The organism is Candidatus Pantoea gossypiicola (genome assembly GCF_008632075.1).
Classification (GTDB): Bacteria; Pseudomonadota; Gammaproteobacteria; order Enterobacterales; family Enterobacteriaceae; genus Pantoea; species Pantoea gossypiicola.
The window spans coordinates 1-16,004 of record NZ_VWVM01000019.1 but is presented as its reverse complement, the minus strand read 5'-3'; the positions used below and the strand labels follow the sequence as shown (position 1 = coordinate 16,004).

At 54.6% G+C, this 16,004-nt stretch carries 17 protein-coding genes; 12 read left to right on the top strand and 5 right to left on the bottom strand.

Translation table 11 applies throughout. The features are described from left to right. Position 1 precedes the first annotated feature (1 nt). The gene (ssb1, locus tag F3I20_RS19730; RefSeq protein ID WP_150038350.1) at positions 2-547 is read left to right on the top strand and encodes a single-stranded DNA-binding protein SSB1; all 546 of its coding nucleotides are present in this window, start codon (positions 2-4) and stop codon (positions 545-547) included. A gap of 69 nt (positions 548-616) precedes the next feature. Here the strand turns inward: ssb1 and F3I20_RS19725 are convergent, their stop codons facing one another. Continuing rightward, a complete protein-coding gene (locus F3I20_RS19725; RefSeq protein ID WP_150012021.1) occupies positions 617-1,138 on the bottom strand; it encodes an isochorismatase family protein in 522 nt (173 codons plus the stop codon). A gap of 119 nt (positions 1,139-1,257) precedes the next feature. Here F3I20_RS19725 and F3I20_RS19720 point away from each other — a divergent pair, with 119 nt between their 5' ends. Both F3I20_RS19720 and F3I20_RS19715 read left to right on the top strand, forming a co-directional pair. After that, positions 1,258-2,085 (top strand): AraC family transcriptional regulator, encoded by an 828-nt coding sequence (locus F3I20_RS19720; RefSeq protein ID WP_150012019.1) that lies wholly within the window; start codon positions 1,258-1,260, stop codon positions 2,083-2,085. Between the two features lie 77 nt (positions 2,086-2,162). Then, entirely contained in the window at positions 2,163-3,122 is a 960-nt protein-coding gene (locus F3I20_RS19715) for a DMT family transporter (protein WP_150012017.1), read from the top strand. Between the two features lie 922 nt (positions 3,123-4,044). Here the strand turns inward: F3I20_RS19715 and F3I20_RS19710 are convergent. Further along, on the bottom strand, positions 4,045-4,440 hold the full coding sequence (locus F3I20_RS19710) for a transposase (RefSeq protein WP_150012015.1): 396 nt from the start codon (positions 4,438-4,440) through the stop codon (positions 4,045-4,047). A gap of 524 nt (positions 4,441-4,964) precedes the next feature. Between F3I20_RS19710 and F3I20_RS19705 the strand changes: the two genes are divergently transcribed. Both F3I20_RS19705 and F3I20_RS19700 read left to right on the top strand, forming a co-directional pair. Then, positions 4,965-6,221 carry an oligosaccharide flippase family protein gene (locus F3I20_RS19705; protein ID WP_013359794.1) on the top strand — a complete coding sequence of 419 codons (1,257 nt, stop codon included), beginning with the start codon at positions 4,965-4,967 and terminating at the stop codon, positions 6,219-6,221. Between the two features lie 8 nt (positions 6,222-6,229). Continuing rightward, positions 6,230-7,180 carry an ATP-grasp fold amidoligase family protein gene (locus F3I20_RS19700; RefSeq protein WP_150019435.1) on the top strand — a complete coding sequence of 317 codons (951 nt, stop codon included), beginning with the start codon at positions 6,230-6,232 and terminating at the stop codon, positions 7,178-7,180. Between the two features lie 54 nt (positions 7,181-7,234). On the opposite strand, the gene F3I20_RS19695 is transcribed toward F3I20_RS19700, so the two are convergent. Both F3I20_RS19695 and soxS read right to left on the bottom strand, forming a co-directional pair. Beyond that, positions 7,235-7,516: a YjcB family protein gene (locus F3I20_RS19695; protein WP_150012011.1), complete on the bottom strand. Its 282-nt coding sequence runs from the start codon at positions 7,514-7,516 to the stop codon at positions 7,235-7,237. Between the two features lie 254 nt (positions 7,517-7,770). Continuing rightward, on the bottom strand, positions 7,771-8,196 hold the full coding sequence (gene soxS / locus F3I20_RS19690; protein WP_150012009.1) for a superoxide response transcriptional regulator SoxS: 426 nt from the start codon (positions 8,194-8,196) through the stop codon (positions 7,771-7,773). Between the two features lie 100 nt (positions 8,197-8,296). Here soxS and soxR point away from each other — a divergent pair, with 100 nt between their 5' ends. The 4 genes from soxR to F3I20_RS19670 all read left to right on the top strand — a co-directional run bounded on the left by soxR (position 8,297) and on the right by F3I20_RS19670 (position 12,976). Beyond that, positions 8,297-8,782: a redox-sensitive transcriptional activator SoxR gene (soxR, locus tag F3I20_RS19685; protein ID WP_150012007.1), complete on the top strand. Its 486-nt coding sequence runs from the start codon at positions 8,297-8,299 to the stop codon at positions 8,780-8,782. 39 nt (positions 8,783-8,821) lie between these two features. Beyond that, positions 8,822-9,487 (top strand): glutathione S-transferase family protein, encoded by a 666-nt coding sequence (locus F3I20_RS19680; RefSeq protein ID WP_150038358.1) that lies wholly within the window; start codon positions 8,822-8,824, stop codon positions 9,485-9,487. A 344-nt stretch (positions 9,488-9,831) separates the two neighbouring features. Further along, positions 9,832-11,181, top strand: coding sequence for an NCS2 family permease (locus F3I20_RS19675; protein ID WP_150012005.1), 1,350 nt, complete (start codon positions 9,832-9,834; stop codon positions 11,179-11,181). Positions 11,182-11,326: 145 nt separating this feature from the next. Further along, positions 11,327-12,976 carry a Na+/H+ antiporter gene (locus F3I20_RS19670; protein ID WP_150019434.1) on the top strand — a complete coding sequence of 550 codons (1,650 nt, stop codon included), beginning with the start codon at positions 11,327-11,329 and terminating at the stop codon, positions 12,974-12,976. A gap of 46 nt (positions 12,977-13,022) precedes the next feature. Here F3I20_RS19670 and F3I20_RS19665 read toward each other — a convergent pair whose 3' ends face one another. Continuing rightward, on the bottom strand, positions 13,023-13,925 hold the full coding sequence (locus F3I20_RS19665; protein ID WP_150038352.1) for a LysR family transcriptional regulator: 903 nt from the start codon (positions 13,923-13,925) through the stop codon (positions 13,023-13,025). Positions 13,926-14,027: 102 nt separating this feature from the next. Between F3I20_RS19665 and F3I20_RS19660 the strand changes: the two genes are divergently transcribed. The 3 genes from F3I20_RS19660 to F3I20_RS19650 all read left to right on the top strand — a co-directional run bounded on the left by F3I20_RS19660 (position 14,028) and on the right by F3I20_RS19650 (position 15,827). Further along, a complete protein-coding gene (locus F3I20_RS19660) occupies positions 14,028-14,453 on the top strand; it encodes a CidA/LrgA family protein (RefSeq protein WP_150011999.1) in 426 nt (141 codons plus the stop codon). Continuing rightward, positions 14,446-15,141, top strand: coding sequence for an LrgB family protein (locus F3I20_RS19655; protein ID WP_150038354.1), 696 nt, complete (start codon positions 14,446-14,448; stop codon positions 15,139-15,141). Before F3I20_RS19660 ends, F3I20_RS19655 begins: the two co-directional genes overlap by 8 nt. A 140-nt stretch (positions 15,142-15,281) precedes the next feature. After that, entirely contained in the window at positions 15,282-15,827 is a 546-nt protein-coding gene (locus tag F3I20_RS19650; protein WP_150011995.1) for a YfaZ family outer membrane protein, read from the top strand. The last annotated feature ends 177 nt before the right edge of the window (positions 15,828-16,004 follow it).

Sequence of the window (16,004 nt, the reverse complement as noted above, 5' to 3'; positions counted from 1 at the left end):
CATGGCCAGTCGTGGCGTTAACAAAGTGATTCTTGTCGGGAATCTGGGTCAGGATCCGGAAGTACGTTACATGCCAAATGGTGGCGCGGTTGCCAACATTACGCTGGCTACGTCGGAAAGCTGGCGCGACAAGCAGACCGGTGAAAACAAAGAGATCACGGAATGGCACCGTGTAGTGCTGTTTGGCAAACTGGCTGAAGTCGCAGGCGAATACCTGAAAAAGGGGTCGCAGGTCTACATCGAAGGCCAGCTGCGCACCCGTAAATGGCAGGATCAGGGTGGCCAGGAACGTTACACCACCGAAGTCGTGGTTAACGTTGGCGGCACCATGCAGATGCTGGGTGGCCGTCAGCAGGGCGGCAATGCCGGTGCAGGCGTGCAGGGTGGTGGTAACAACAATGGCTGGGGTCAGCCGCAGCAGCCGCAGGGCAACAACAACCAGTTCAGTGGTGGCGCGCAGTCCCGTCCGCAGCAGCAGCCACAGAGCGCGCCGGCCAGCAACAACAACGAACCACCAATGGATTTCGACGACGATATTCCATTCTGATTCCGCTGAACAGAGAATGCAAAAAAGCCCGCTTATGCGGGCTTTTTTATGCACGGCTTTTGCAGGCGGTTACGACCATTCCGTCACAATATCCTCTGTGCTCAGCACGCGCGGCACGTTGCCCGGAATCGACAATGAGGACCAGACTTCATTGTGCTGGTTTATCAACGCTTCAGCGCTGACCCAGTGACGATCGGCGGTGGTGTGCGCATCAGCAGCAACCGTAATGGCATAACCCGCACTGGCACCCACTTTTATGGTGGTATCCAGACAGTAGTCAGTGGCGCAACCGCATACCACAAACTCTTCCACCGCCAGCTTCTTTAACAGTGCGGCCAGCTCAGTCTGCCAGAAGCTGTCGCAGGCGGTTTTTGTCACGTAATGTGCGCCAGCAGGCTGAACCAGTTCTGGCAGCAGATTAAAAGTGTCATTTCCCTCGCACATCGCGCCTTCGCGGTGCTGGATAAAAAGGGTGATATCGGCGCGTTCAGTCAGCCGGTTAATCTGCGCCACCCGTCCCGCCTGGTCGAAGCGCGGCGAGCTGAAGACCCCATTCTGCATATCGATAACCACTACCACACGCTGTGCCATACTTAACCCACTCCGCCTGAAAAAAACAGTGTTATCTACGGCGTTGCGGATAGCAATCTTTTGCATTTTAGCCCCGGTCACAGGCATGCTTAGCAGACGGGTTAAATAAGGAGAGAGAAGTGAACGGTGTTCCGGCAAGTTTCCCCTGTGAAAAAGATCGCGCCCGGTTCCGGCAACTCGCAGAGCTGCCCGGTGTGGAACTCTATCAGGCCCACATCTCTCGCTACGCCTTTGAACCTCACACTCATGAAGCCTTTGGGATCGGCACCATTGAAGCGGGCGCACAGCGCTTTCGCTATCGCGGCACCGAATATACTGCGCCGGAGAACTCACTGGTCATGATGAACCCGGATGAGCTGCACACCGGTGAGTCAGCGTGCGAAGAGGGCTGGCGCTATCAGATGATCTACATCCAGCCGCAGCTGATGGATGAACTGACCGGCGACCGCGGCTGGTGGTTTAACGAGGCGCTGCTGACCGATCCGCGCGTGGCGCAGCCGCTTTCCCGCCGGCTTGCCGCACTCTGGCAGGCAGAGTCTGAACTGGCGCGCCAGAGCCTGATTGCTGAGCTGCTACTGCAAATCCGTCCGCTGGCGCGTATGTCCTCACAGGGCAGACCCGATGCCCGGCATCGTTTTGATCAGGTCAGAGAATTTTTGCGCGCAAACCTCGCAGAACCGGTGCGGCTGGAGGAGCTGGCGGCGCTGGCTTCACTGTCGCCGTGGCACTTCTTACGTGCCTTTCGCCAGCACTATCACGTTACGCCGCATCAGATGCTGATGGCTTTCCGGCTCTATGACGCCAAGCAAAGGCTGGCACAGGGTGAAGCGGCCGCCAGCGTCGCGGCGGCGGTTGGATTAACCGATCAGGCTCATCTCACCCGCGCCTTTGCTCACCGTTATGGCATTACGCCGGGCCGCTATCAAAAGCAGGTCCGCCAGCCCTGATACCACCGCAATCTGCTACAAGCATTTCCCGCCCGAACCCGCCACACTCTGCCAAAAGTCTGTATAAGGAAGAAATCATGTTTGCGGGAATTATGTTTGCCGTCACCGCCGGGCTGATGTGGGGGCTGATCTTTGTCGGGCCGCTGCTGGTGCCAGACTATCCCGGCGCACTGCAATCAGCGGGACGCTATGTGGCGTTTGGTCTGATTGCGCTGCCGCTGGCATGGCACAGCCGTCGTCGTCTGCGTCAGCTGTCACGCGCTGACTGGCTTGAGGCCATGAAGCTCTCGCTGGTGGGAAACCTCTTCTACTATGCGTTTCTGGCGAACGCCATTCAGCGTACCGGCGGGCCGGTCTCCACCATGATTATCGGCACGCTGCCGGTGGTGATAGCTGTCACGGCTAATCTCTGTTATGGCCATCTTGAAGGTCGGCTGCCGTGGCGGCGGCTGTTTCCGGCACTGGTCATGATGGCGGCTGGCTTACTCTGCGTGAATGCGGCGGAACTGCAGAGTCAGGGTGCCACGCTGGATCTCAGTCGTTATCTGACTGGCATCGTGCTGGCACTGTTGGCGGTAGCCTGCTGGACCTGGTATCCGCTGCGTAATGCCCGCTGGCTGCGCACGCATCCTGAACTGCGCCCCTCAACCTGGGCTACCGCGCAGGGGCTGGTGACGCTACCGTTGGCACTGATCCTGTACGCGCTGGTCAGCGTACAGCTCGCCTGGCAGCAGCCCGGTTTTTCCCTGCCGTTCGGGCCGCGCCCCACGGTATTCATCGCTTTGATGCTGACGATTGGCCTGCTCTGCTCCTGGCTTGGCACCTTATGCTGGAATGCTGCCAGCCAGCGTCTGCCCACCGTAATGATGGGGCCGCTGATCGTTTTCGAGATACTCTTTGGCCTGTTATGGACTTTTCTCTGGTATCAACGCTGGCCGCCGCAGCTCACTCTGATAGGAATTGTTTGTCTGATGGCGGGTGTGATCTGGGCAATGCGCATCAAACCACAACCGCAGGTAGTTACGATTAAAGAGTAAACCGTAAAACTCACCGAATACCTTTACCGCGCGGACAACACACTGCGCGGCTTTTTAAGATTAAACCCTATCCTGATTTGCTCGCTCTTCGGCAGATTTATACCGCGAAATCGATTTCATGGTTCCGCACTGTTGTCCGGTATTCCCCCATAACCTCATTCATCCTCCCTTTGTCAGTAAAAAAACGGCCCTTTCTGGCGACTGAAAGTAGCCTGTTCCATCTCTGGCAACCTTTCACTGGTCAGATATCGGTCATTAATCAGGAAAAATAGCGCAGCATTATGGACGTTACGCTTTTATCCGCTGCGGTTTATTGCGTTATGGTCCTGTGAAAAGGGGACTAAAAACCACCATTAACTTCACTCAGTGATAAATGAGTAAGAGAATTCCGCCGCTGCGTTAATAATTAAAGATTAATGTCTGGCATCAATGATGCGCAATGAAGAGAGCCAAAAGATAGAGTCATAACGTTAGTGATAAGGAGCAATAAACTATTTAACCCGGATTAATCCTGGAGAAAGTTAATGCAATGAACCCATCATCGGGAATTAAAGCGTAACCGCAAAATTCCAGGCAGATCCACCATTAACTCAAATGTACGGTGATTCTTTTTTGTGCGATGTTTAAAGCGGCTTAATGATGTTGAGACGATTTAGTTCCGACGATTAGCAGGGTTAAACTAAAAATGGGAAGGCCCAATCCCGCATAAACGGGATTGGGAGGGGAAGATAAGGCGTGGAATGCGAGACTTTTGCTGTTGTGAATCAATTTTACCGCAAAAAAAGAAGCTTAGCTGTGAAGCCATTCATTAGTTATAAATGGAGCGGAAAAGGGGGCCGCAATTGTCCTGTTAAATGATCTTCATCTCTTCTGGTAAGAACAAATCTCAGCGTTAAGTCTAAAAAGCGCGGTAGCATTAGGTTTAGCGATTCTCCGTGCTTGACGGATAGTGGTATACGCTGCGGCTGATATCTAATAAGCGGCAGCTGCGACGGGTGCCAATGTCGAAGGTAGTCTGCAGGAAATCTACAGCCTGTCGTTTTTCATTAGTCGTAAAGAAGTGCTTCAGAACGCTCTGCAGCATCTCTTTATCCGAGTTGAGGGTCTGCAGTTCGCGTGTGACATTCTGCAGTTTTTCTTCCAATTCCTTGATTTTTCTGCCTTCTTCCGAAGACAACCCAGAAAACTTCTTTTTCCAGCTATAGAACGTGGCTTCAGAGATACCTAACTCTTCACAAATCTCTCTGACTTTCACGCCCGATTCAGAAGCTTTAATGGCATTTGTGATTTGATCTTCGCTGTATCGTGACTTTCTCATAAATGCTCTTACCTTTCTTATCGATTAATGGATGAGAATGACTTTAATAATTTCTGGCACTGTAAGATTTTATTAAGGCAGTATTAAAGTGCGCGAATTGAATTGCGAAGCCTAAATTAAGATATTTAGAAGAAATATCATCATGGGATAAATCTTATTTTATTCTTATCCGCGGAGCGTGCCTTCCTGGAGGCGGGTTTTTGTTATAAATTCATCGCATCCAAAATACGAAAAAATTCTACGTACACTGGATATTTAGCTTCGCCGACTTGATTAATATGCCGGTATAGCGCTTTAAGGTTGTTTTATTTTCAGCCTGAAATCGTTTCCATTTGAAGTGATTCGCGCCATTTATAATAAGAATTATCCTGAATTCACTCTCCGGATCATGATTTACATCTCAATTTTCGGACCAGTTTGGTCTGAAGTCATACATTTTCGCCAGGCCCACTGAGCGCTTATTAATTCGTTACAGGGATGTTGTACCGAAGCGGTTGTAGTTGAGTAATACTAAGGAAGAGTCGATGAAATTGAGCGTAATGTCTAATGCCGCCTGGATGATGTCTGAGAAGATCATCTCCGTTTTTGGCGTCATTTTTGTGACGTCTTACGTGGCGAAATCCTTTGGTCCAACGGTGTTTGGCCAGATGGCGTTTTCTACTTCACTATTTGCAATGGTGCAAACCGTCGCAATCTTTGGCACCGAAACCATTCTGTTTAAGCGCGTCAGCAAAAATGCGTCGAAAGGCCTGCGTCTGATGACCATCGCCCGTACGCTGCGCATGGTGCTGTTGCTGGTCACTTCGGTGCCAGTCTTAATTTGGGTCTGGTACAACATGCAGGAAAACTTCCTGGCGTTTGCACTGGCCTCATTTGTTGCCTCGGTTTTTGTCACCCAGGACACCTTCAGCGTTTATAACAACGCACGTCTTGCCTCGCGTCTTAACACCATCGCTAACGCGGTGGGCATGCTGCTGAGTTTCGGCATCAGCTTTACCGTTGCCTGGCTGCGTCTTAATCCGCTCTGGCTGACGCTGTCGATTGTTGCCGTGACGCTGGTGCCTTACCTGATCAAGCGGCACAACTTCTATCAGGACCATCAGGATCAGATGCCACCGCGCGAAAAGCGCACCGCCTATCTGCGGTATCTGATGTATGCCGGTCTGCCGCTGGCGATCTCCAGCATCTTTATCTCGGTGCAGGTCAAAGCGGCGCAGATGTTTCTGGCAGGCACGGCGCCTGCGCGCGATCTTGGTCTCTTTGCGGCGGCGAATACTATTTCCGCCTCCTGGATTTTTATCCCGGTTGCGCTGATTACCTCCTGCTTCACTGAAATCTTCAGGGAGCGCGGCGAGGTCGCCATTAAGCTGGCTGCCCGGCTCAATGGCTACGTTATGGCGGTTTCATTGCTGATGCTGCTCGTCATTTCGCTTTACGGCGAGCAGATCATCATCGCGTTGTATGGACCGGAATACACACAGTCAGGAAGTCTCATTACGTTGCTGTCGATAGCGACCAGCTTTTCGGCAATGGGGACCGTAGCGTATCGCTACATGGTCAAAGAGGGAGGATTTAACTACTTGCTGAGGAAAATCATCTGCCTGATGGTTATCAGTCTGCCGCTCTCCTGGTGGTTGATCCAGGGTCACGGCATCATGGGGGCCGCGTGGAGCGTTTTCCTTTCAGAACTTTTGTCCCTGACCGTAATGAATTACTTCTTTAAAAACGGCGTCATTCAAAAGATTCAGGTTTCCTCACTCAACTACAAAACATACAAATGAGGTCAGATATGCTCAAGTTGAAAGAAGAACTCAGAAGAAGTGTGCAGTACTTTATCAAGAAGATGCCCTGGGCTTATCAGGACCGCATCTACTACTTCCATAAGTTCAGAAAGCTGCCTAATCTGCGTCAGCCAAAAGTGTTCAACGAGAAGGTGTTGTACCGTAAGTTTATCTTCGGCGATTACCAGAACTATGGTCGTCTGTCAGATAAGTACTCGGTGCGCGAATTCATTGCTGAAAAAATCGGTAATGAATACCTGATCCCGCTGGTACATGAAACCACTGACCCGACCACGCTGAACAGCCTGCCTTGCTGGAAGGGAACGGTGATCAAGCCGAACCACGCTTCCAACATGGTAGAAATTCTGCTGGAAGAGCCGGATGCGCTGCGTAAGCAGCAGATCATTCATGACTGTTATCGCTGGCTGAAGACCGACTTCGCCAACGAAGCGCGTGAGATTCACTATCGCTACATCAAGCCACGCATCCTGGTTGAGAAGTACATTGGTGATGGCAAAAGCGCGCCGATCGATTACAAGTTTCATATGTTCAACAAGCGTGATGGCAGGTTTGAATATGTGTTGCAGGTGATCTACAACCGCTGCCAGCCGCTGCTGTCGATGAATTTCTATGTGAATAACCTCAATGAGGCCTATCACAAGATTCGCGATACCGGTCTGGATGTGTCACCGATTATGCCATCACTGGAACATGCGCTTGAACTGAGTAAGAAGCTGGCCAGCGATTTCGACTACGTGCGTGTGGACTGGTATATCCATGACGAGCATATCTACTTTGGCGAACTGACCTTCACCCCAGGTGCAGGGCTGGTGACCGGATTGGATCGTGGTTTAAACCAGATGATGGGAGATATGTGGATTCAGGACCGCCGCGGAACGCAGAGCCCGGGCGTTACAGTGCAGGATGTTAATATTCCTGCCATATTGAAGAAAATTTAAGTTCACACAGCAATATAAAAAACCCCGCTTAGCGGGGTTTTTTATGCGTAAAAATCAGGGCATCGGCCAGTCGGCAGGCGCCTGGCTCATCACATCGATAAAGGCGTGCTTTGAGATTTCCACGAAGTTATGCACGTTTTCCATGCTCAGGGTAATGCCCATCAGACCGGTAACAAACCAGCAGGTCATGCCTAAACCAATCCCGCCACACATAAAGGCCATCACGTGACGGCTATCCTGACGAAGTTTGGTTTTCAGGGTGCTGGCAAAAAACATCAAGATTGCGCTCAGCAGTTCCCAACGCATAACAAGAAAACTGGCGGTTAACGTAGCCATCGGCCGGACCTCAATATCAGTAAGTATTCCTGACAATCTGCGGACATCACCGGCGACAAAAAAGTGTGTCAGGTAGGACTTTTTCGCCGTCAACCCAGGTTCAAAGTGTGACTTGTGTCACATTATATCACCCGATTTTAAATTTTGAACAAAATTTGACTCTTGTATGGTAGTAACGTGCAGGAAAAGTGAGCAGAAGAAGAAGAACAGCGGGGAAATCAGTCAGATGCGCCCGGAGCGGGCGCAGCTAAGCATTAACGGACCGGGCAGCACTCGCCGGTGGTGCGCTGGGTAAAGCTGTTGATCGGATCGTTACAACCAAAACTCAGCAGGCGAGGGCGCTGAATCGCCTGGCGTCGCATGGTGTGGCGGTATGCGGTCGGAGTCTGTGAAAACTGACGACGAAACACCCGTGAGAAGGTCTGCTGCGAGTCATAGCCATACTGCATCGCGATATCAAACACCGGGCGCTGTGTCTGCGACAGGGCTTCTGCTGCCAGCGTCAGGCGGCGCTCACGAATATAGCCACCCAGCGTCTGTTTCGTCACGGAACGGAACATACGCTGCAGGTGCCATTTCGAATAGCCTGATTTTGCCGCAACCTCATCAATCGACAGGCTCTTATCGAGGTTCTGGTCAATCCAGTCCGTCAGGGAATGAATGATCTCTTCTTGCATCATGGCCTCATCCTTCTGGTGCTTAATAAGGGGTAATGGGATTTTAGGGGTTTCAATGGAGAAGGAGTATAATTCCTCAAGTTAACTTGAGGTAAAGGGTCTGATGAAAAAAGAACGTAACTATCCAAAACCGGTCTTAACACCCGGTGAAGTGGCGCGACGCAGCGGTGTGGCGGTCTCGGCGCTGCACTTTTATGAAACCAAAGGCCTCATTTTCAGTACCCGTAACAGCGGCAATCAGCGCCGATACAGTCGTGACGTGCTGCGACGCGTGGCGATCATCAAGATTGCTCAGCGCATTGGCATCCCGCTGGCAACGGTCAGTGACAGTCTCGACCACATTCCGCCAGATAAGCGCATGTCGACGACGGAATGGGATGCGCTGACTCAGCACTGGCGTGAAGAACTGGATAAGCGCATTGAAACCCTGACCCGCCTGCGCAATGACCTGGATGGCTGTATCGGCTGCGGCTGCCTGTCGATGCGTGACTGCCCGCTGCGTAATCCCGGTGACCGGCTGGGTCAGCAGGGGTCAGGTGCAGTGCTGCTTGACCCGGAACAGGATGATAAACATCCGTCTGTGGAGTGACGTCTATACTTGGTGAAGGTCAAAACACAGGGAATCATGATGATCACCGTTCACCATCTTGAGAAATCGCGCTCGCATCGGGTGCTGTGGCTGCTGGAAGAGCTGGAAGTGCCGTACCAGATTAAACGCTATCAACGTGAACCGACCATGCTGGCCCCGGAAGCGCTGAAAAAAGTGCACCCACTGGGAAAATCGCCGGTCATTACTGACGGGAACCAGGTGGTAGCAGAATCGGGTGCCATTCTCGAATACCTTGAAGAGAAATATGATCATGAATTCCGGCTGAAAGTGAGTGATGAGGCGTCACGGTTACAGTGCCGCTACTGGCTGCACTACGCCGAAGGCTCGCTGATGCCGCTGCTGGTGATGAAACTGATCTTCGGTCAGATGGGTAAATCGCCGGTGCCCTGGCTGCTGCGTCCGGTCGGCGCGGCATTTGGCAAAGGGGTACAGAAGGCGTTTCTGGATAAACAGCTCAAGCCGCACAGGCAGATGATCGAACAGCATCTGGCAGCCAATCCGTGGTTTGCCGGTGAGCGTTTCACCATTGCGGATATCCAGATGAGCTTTCCGCTGCTGGCACTGGCGCGCCGTGCCGGACTGGATCGGATGCCTGCCACTGAGAAATGGTTGCAGACAGTGCAGCAGCGTGCGGCCTGGCATCGCGCGATTGCGCAGGGCGGCGAGCTTTCGCTGCCAGGTTAATCGTCTCTCCGCCGGCGTATCCTGTCTCATCACGACTGCGCCGGTGCGAATCCTTCCTTTATATGACATTAACGTTATGGTCTCAGCGTTTCAGGCTGGTCTCTGCCAGCCTCTTGCGTCCAATCTTATGCCAAAGAATCTCCCTCTTAGAGTTGAAAACGTGGCGCTAAACGCCGGATAATCGCATGCCTTTTTATCTGGCCGCTTTTGACGGCTAATTATCTGCGGCAAGGTAAACGTTTGCCTGGTGGTGAATCCCAACGGTCAGGCCGTTTACCCGCTTATTCCAGGGACAGCGATGGTCGCAGAGCGATCCACACAACAAAAATTTTTGAGGCTCAACTATGTCAACTGAATCACGCCCGGCCAGTGGTAAACTGGACGCCTGGTTCTCGATCTCGGCGCGCGGCAGCAGCGTGCGTCAGGAAATTCTGGCCGGACTCACCACCTTCCTGGCGATGGTTTACTCCGTCATCGTGGTACCGGGGATGCTGGGCAAAGCCGGTTTCTCGCCCTCCGCCGTGTTTGTCGCCACCTGTCTGGTCGCCAGCTTTGGTTCCATCCTTATGGGGCTGTGGGCCAATCTGCCAATGGCCATTGGCTGCGCCATCTCCCTGACCGCCTTTACCGCTTTCAGCCTGGTGCTGGGTCAGCACATCAGCGTGCCGGTGGCGCTGGGCGCGGTGTTCCTGATGGGCCTGCTGTTTACCCTGATCTCCGTGACCGGCATTCGTGCCTGGATTTTGCGTAACCTGCCGATGGGCGTGGCGCACGGCACCGGTGTCGGGATTGGCCTGTTTCTGCTGCTCATCGCCGCTGACGGCGTGGGTCTGGTGGTGAAAAACCCGGCTCCGGGCCTGCCGGTGGCACTCGGTCATTTCACCACTTTCCCGGTGATGATGACGCTGCTGGGACTGGCCGCGATTATCGGACTGGAGAAGCGCCGGGTGCCGGGCGGCATCCTGCTGACGATTATTGCTATTTCGCTGATTGGCCTGATCTTTGACCCGTCGGTGACATATCAGGGACTGTTTGCTCTGCCGAGCCTGCGTGACGCCAGCGGTCAGTCGCTGCTGTTCAGCCTCGACATCATGGGGGCGATGCAGCCTGTGGTACTGCCCAGCGTGCTGGCACTGGTGATGACGGCGGTCTTTGACGCCACCGGCACCATTCGCGCGGTCGCGGGGCAGGCCAGTCTGCTGGATAAACAGGGCCAGATTATCAATGGCGGTCGTGCGCTGACCAGCGACTCCGTCAGCAGCCTGTTTGCGGGTCTGGTAGGCGCATCACCGGCTGCGGTCTATATCGAATCGGCGGCAGGGACAGCGGCCGGTGGTAAAACCGGTCTTACCGCGATTGTGGTCGGGCTGCTGTTCCTCGCCATCCTGTTTATGTCGCCGCTGGCTTATCTGGTGCCCGCTTACGCGACTGCGCCAGCCTTAATGTATGTGGGTCTGCTGATGCTCAGTAACGTGGCGAAAGTGGACTTCAGTGATTTTGTCGATGCGATGTCAGGCCTGCTCACGGCGGTGATTATCGTGCTCACCTGCAACATCGTCACCGGCATCATGATCGGTTTCGCCAGCCTTGTGGTGGGGCGTCTGTTCGCCGGAGAATGGCGTAAGCTCAACGTCGGCACCGTGATCATTGCCGTTGCGCTGGTGGCATTTTACGCTGGTGGCTGGGCGATCTGACTGTACAACCGGGCGTGCGGCTGCGCGTCCGGAATTTTCCACTTTTTTCCCGCCCGGCGCACGTGTAGCTGACAATCTTCACCGCAGTTTGTTTTACACTTTAGCGCTTAACCAATGATTGAAAGAAACGACGCCTAAGGAAAGCATGGAAATCTTTTTTACTATTCTCATCATGACGCTGGTCGTGTCGCTCTCTGGCGTCGCGGCCCGCATTCTCCCTTTTCAGATCCCGTTGCCGCTTGTGCAGATCGCCGTAGGTGCGATGCTGGCCTGGCCAACGTTTGGTCTGCATGTCGACTTTGATCCGGAGCTGTTTCTGGTGCTGTTCATCCCGCCGCTGCTGTTCGCAGATGGCTGGAAAACGCCGATCAGTGAGTTCCTGCATCATGGTCGCGAAATCATCGGCTTAGCGCTGGCGCTGGTGCTGATTACCGTGATCGGCATCGGCTATCTGATCTACTGGATGGTGCCAGGTATCCCGTTGATCCCGGCCTTTGCGCTGGCGGCAGTGCTGTCGCCGACCGATGCTGTAGCGCTCTCCGGCATTGTCGGTGAAGGTCGCATTCCCAAGAAGATTATGTCGATCGTGCAGGGTGAAGCCCTGATGAATGACGCATCGGGCCTGGTATCACTGAAGTTTGCCGTCGCCGTCGCCATGGGCACCATGGTGTTTACCTGGGGCGGTGCCAGCGTTGAGTTCCTGAAAGTCGCCATTGGCGGCCTGATTGCTGGTGTGGCCATCTGCTGGCTGTACGGTAAATCGCTGCGCCTGCTCAGCCGCTGGAGCGGTGACGATCCGGCGACGCAGACCGTGCTGCTGCTGCTGCTGCCATTCGCCTCTTATCTGATTGCCGAACATCTGGGTGTCTCAGGCATCCTGGCGGCTGTCGCGGCCGGTATGACCATCACCCGTTCCGGCATTATTCGTCAGGCTCCGCTGGCGATGCGCCTGCGTGCCAACAGCGTCTGGCAGATGCTGGAGTTCGTGTTCAACGGCATGGTCTTCCTGATGCTGGGCCTGCAGCTGCCGGACATTCTGCAGACCTCAATCGACCAGGCGCAGGCCGATCCGAATGTGGAACTGTGGATGCTGTTCGCCGATATCGGGCTGGTCTATGCCGCGCTGATGATCGTGCGTTTTGGCTGGCTGTGGATTATGCAGCGCTTCAGCAAACGCCTGCTGAAGAAGAAGCCGCTGGAGTTCTCAAATTACTCGCTGCGTGAACTGCTGATCGCCTCGTTTGCCGGGGTACGCGGTGCAATCACCCTGGCCGGTGTGCTCTCTATCCCGCTGTTCCTGACCAACGGCGAGCCTTTCCCTGCGCGTTATGAGCTGGTGTTTATCGCCACCGGCGTGATTCTGTTCTCGCTGCTGGTAGGGGTCGTGATCCTGCCAATTTTGCTGCGCGGCATTGATAGTATCGACAAAGGTGCCCATCGCCGTGAGCTACAGAATGCCCGTGCGGTGATGGCGGGTGCAGCGATTGAGAGCCTGCACAAGATGGAAGAGCGGCTGGAGAATGAGTCAGAAGAGAACATCGATCCGGAACTGCTGAAAGAGGTCAGTCTGCGCGTGATTGGCAACTTACGCCGCCGCGCCGAAGGCAAGAATGATCTTGAACATGCATTGTTTGCTGAGAACCTTGAGCGTCGCTTCCGCCTGACCGGGCTGCGTGCCGAACGTGCGGAGGTCTATCATCTGCGCGCCACCCAGCAGATCTCCAATGAGACGATGCAGAAGTTACTGCACGACCTGGATCTGCTGGAAGCACTGCTGATCGAAAAAGAAGAGTAATTTGCTAACTGGCACGCCTGTGGATTCATGCGGGCGTGCCAGCTTTTCACACCGACAGGCGCGGCGGTTCATCCGGCCAGTGCTCGCGACAACAGTTGATCCACGCCTGCGCACTACGCGACAGATAACTCCCTTCCCGCCAGATCAATCCCAGACTCCACTTCAGCTCCGATTCCAGCGGCAGCCACAATAATGACTGCTTATCCAGCCGCTGACAGATCGGCTCCGGCAGAATCGCCACCCCCATCTCCGCCTGCACCATTGCCGCCAGAAAATCCCATTGACCGCTGCGCACCGCCACCGTTGGCGTCAGGCTAAGCCGCTGAAACGCCTGCATCAGCTGACGATTCAGCGAGAACTCCTCATTGAAAATCAGCAACGGGTGCGCTGCCAGCTCCGCCAGTCGTATCTGCTGGCGGCTGAGCCACGCCGGGCGGCGCGGCAGCAGCACGCAGAGCGGATGATGCATCAGAGGCAGGGTGTTCAGCGGCAGCCCGGCATCGACCGGCAGCGCGGTCAGAGCGATATCCAGCGTGCCCGCCAGCACCGCCTGCTGTACGGTCAGGCCGCCGAATTCAGAGATTTTCAGCTTCACGCCAGGATAGCGGCGGCGAAAGGCGGAAATCGATCCGGCTATCTGCATCCCGACCATCGGCGGAATACCGAGCCGCAGCTCACCGGTTTTGAGCTGGTTGATGTCACCAATCTCCGCCTCAAGTTGATGAAACTCCTGCAGGATCGCCAGGCCGCGCTGATAAACCGCCTGGCCGCTGTCGGTGAGGTGCAGACGGCGGCCATCCCGCAGGATCAGCGTACAGCCCAGCTCCTCCTCCAGCTGACGCAGCATTTTGCTGATGGTCGGCTGTGTCACAAACAGCTTTTGCGCTGCACGGGTAAAGCTCTGCTGGCGGACTACTTCAGTAAAGTAACGCAGGGCGCGGACATCCATAACTATTCCTTTAAGGCATGATTACGATAATTTTAATTCATTTTTTTCACCTTATGCGGACGATTTATACTGATGACATCATTTTAATGGGGAGACAAGGTGATGGCGTCAGCACTCGCTTTTCGCACTAACCGCGCCGTGCAGTGGCTCAGCCTGCCGCTGCAATTGGGCTTCTATATCGGCCTGTTTGTCGCCTGTGACCGGCTGGTGAGCTGGCTGAAGCTGCCGCTGCCCGCCAACATTGTCGGGATGTTGCTGCTGCTGGCATTAATCGTGACGCGTATTGTGCCGCTGAACTGGGTAAAAGCCGGGTCACGCTGGCTGCTGGCTGAGATGCTGCTGTTCTTTATCCCGGCGGTGGTGGCGGTGGTGAATTATGGCGATCTGCTGCGGGTCGATGGCTGGCGCATCTGCGTAGTGATTGGCGTCAGTACGCTGCTGGTGCTGGCCTCTACCGCCTGGGTGGTGGACCGGCTCTATCAGTATGAAGTCGCGCGCGCCGCGCGTAAGCAGGATCCTCATGCGTGATTTTTTGCTCAGCCTGCTGTGTGTGGCGGTTACGCTGCTGGTGTATGCGCTGAATAAACGGCTGTATCGCCGCTGGCGTACGCTGCTGTTAATGCCGCTGGTGATGACGCCGCTGGTACTGGTGGCGCTGCTGCTGCTGACCCACATCAGCTGGCAGGATTACATTGCAGAAAACCACTGGCTGCTCTGGCTGCTGGGCCCGGCGACGCTGGCGTTTGCGGTACCGGTCTACGAGAACGTAGCGATTATAAAGCGGCACTGGCTGTCGCTGAGCGCCGGTGTGCTCACCGCCACGCTGGTCGCCGTCTGCAGTTCGGTCTGGCTGGCACGGCTGCTGACGCTGCCGGAGTCAATCCAGCGCAGTCTTGCCGTGCGCTCCATTACTACGCCGTTTGCGCTGGCCGCCGCCGGGCCGATTGGTGGTCAGCCCGATCTGGTGGCGCTGTTTGTGGTCATTACTGGCGTGTTTGGCATGGCGGTGGGTGACGTGCTGTTTCTGCGCATCGCGATTAAGCAGGGGGTGGCGAAAGGGGCCGGGTTTGGGGCTGCGTCGCACGGTGCCGGAACGGCTCGCGCTTATCAGCTTGGACAGCAGGAGGGCGTCGTCGCCAGCCTGGTCATGATGCTCTCGGGAGTGGTGACCGTGATACTGGCTCCGGTGATTGGACACCTGATGTGGACAATATAGTCTACACTGCGTTGCGCAGGGACAGCTGCAATTCTGAACGCGACACGTATTTTTACGTAAAGTTTCCCGGATTTTGTTGTCTCCCCGTTTCAGGCTGTTAACCTTGCGGCCGAATTAATTGTCCTTCACGGAGTGGAATCATGTTTAAGCATCTTGTTACCGGAAGCGCCCTCGGGCTGGTTTTACTGAGCGGTGCCGCTCAGGCGATTGAAGGGAGTGTTGATGTCAGCGAACACAACACCAACCTGAATCTGGGTCTGGGCACCACTACACCCGGTCTGTTTCTGAAAGGTAACTGGCTGCGTAGCGACCATGATGGCAGCACCTACGGTGCCGGTCTGGGCTACAACGTTGACTTCGGGCCGCTGCGTCTGGCGCCGACCGCAAAAGCGATCTTCACCCATCCTGAAGATGGAAAAGATGGGTTTGCGGTGGCGGTGGGTGGTGCAGCGCACTATAGCCTGAACAGTATGTGGGGCCTGTATGGTGAATATTATTATGCGCCAGAGTCGTTCACCGATCAGCTCGACAGCTATCAGGAAGCCGCTGGCGGCCTGAGCTTCACGCCGGTTTCACTGCTTAACCTGCGTGTGGGTTATCAGTACATCGAACTGAACAACAAAGATGGACGCAAAGATAACGTGCTGGTCGATGGCCCGTACGTGGGTGCATCACTGCGCTTCTGATTCTGTTGCGTGAAAGAAAAGGGCGGCTACCTCGGTAGCCGCCCTTTTTTATTGCCAACTTAAAACCACGTCCTATGGACGTGGTTATCGCCTCGGTTCTGGCTCTGCCTGTAAAGACCTGCCCATGTCAAACTCCTCATCTGTTGTCCCCACAACTGATAAGGAAATTCAACATGA

Coding starts and splice junctions, on each gene's coding strand:
- ssb1 (WP_150038350.1), top strand. CDS start 2: ATGGCCAGTCGTGGCGTTAACAAAGTGATTCTTGTCGGGAATCTGGGT.
- F3I20_RS19725 (WP_150012021.1), bottom strand. CDS start 1,138: ATGGCACAGCGTGTGGTAGTGGTTATCGATATGCAGAATGGGGTCTTC.
- F3I20_RS19715 (WP_150012017.1), top strand. CDS start 2,163: ATGTTTGCGGGAATTATGTTTGCCGTCACCGCCGGGCTGATGTGGGGG.
- F3I20_RS19710 (WP_150012015.1), bottom strand. CDS start 4,440: ATGAGAAAGTCACGATACAGCGAAGATCAAATCACAAATGCCATTAAA.
- F3I20_RS19705 (WP_013359794.1), top strand. CDS start 4,965: ATGAAATTGAGCGTAATGTCTAATGCCGCCTGGATGATGTCTGAGAAG.
- F3I20_RS19700 (WP_150019435.1), top strand. CDS start 6,230: ATGCTCAAGTTGAAAGAAGAACTCAGAAGAAGTGTGCAGTACTTTATC.
- F3I20_RS19695 (WP_150012011.1), bottom strand. CDS start 7,516: ATGGCTACGTTAACCGCCAGTTTTCTTGTTATGCGTTGGGAACTGCTG.
- soxS (WP_150012009.1), bottom strand. CDS start 8,196: ATGATGCAAGAAGAGATCATTCATTCCCTGACGGACTGGATTGACCAG.
- soxR (WP_150012007.1), top strand. CDS start 8,297: ATGAAAAAAGAACGTAACTATCCAAAACCGGTCTTAACACCCGGTGAA.
- F3I20_RS19680 (WP_150038358.1), top strand. CDS start 8,822: ATGATCACCGTTCACCATCTTGAGAAATCGCGCTCGCATCGGGTGCTG.
- F3I20_RS19675 (WP_150012005.1), top strand. CDS start 9,832: ATGTCAACTGAATCACGCCCGGCCAGTGGTAAACTGGACGCCTGGTTC.
- F3I20_RS19670 (WP_150019434.1), top strand. CDS start 11,327: ATGGAAATCTTTTTTACTATTCTCATCATGACGCTGGTCGTGTCGCTC.
- F3I20_RS19665 (WP_150038352.1), bottom strand. CDS start 13,925: ATGGATGTCCGCGCCCTGCGTTACTTTACTGAAGTAGTCCGCCAGCAG.
- F3I20_RS19660 (WP_150011999.1), top strand. CDS start 14,028: ATGGCGTCAGCACTCGCTTTTCGCACTAACCGCGCCGTGCAGTGGCTC.
- F3I20_RS19655 (WP_150038354.1), top strand. CDS start 14,446: ATGCGTGATTTTTTGCTCAGCCTGCTGTGTGTGGCGGTTACGCTGCTG.
- F3I20_RS19650 (WP_150011995.1), top strand. CDS start 15,282: ATGTTTAAGCATCTTGTTACCGGAAGCGCCCTCGGGCTGGTTTTACTG.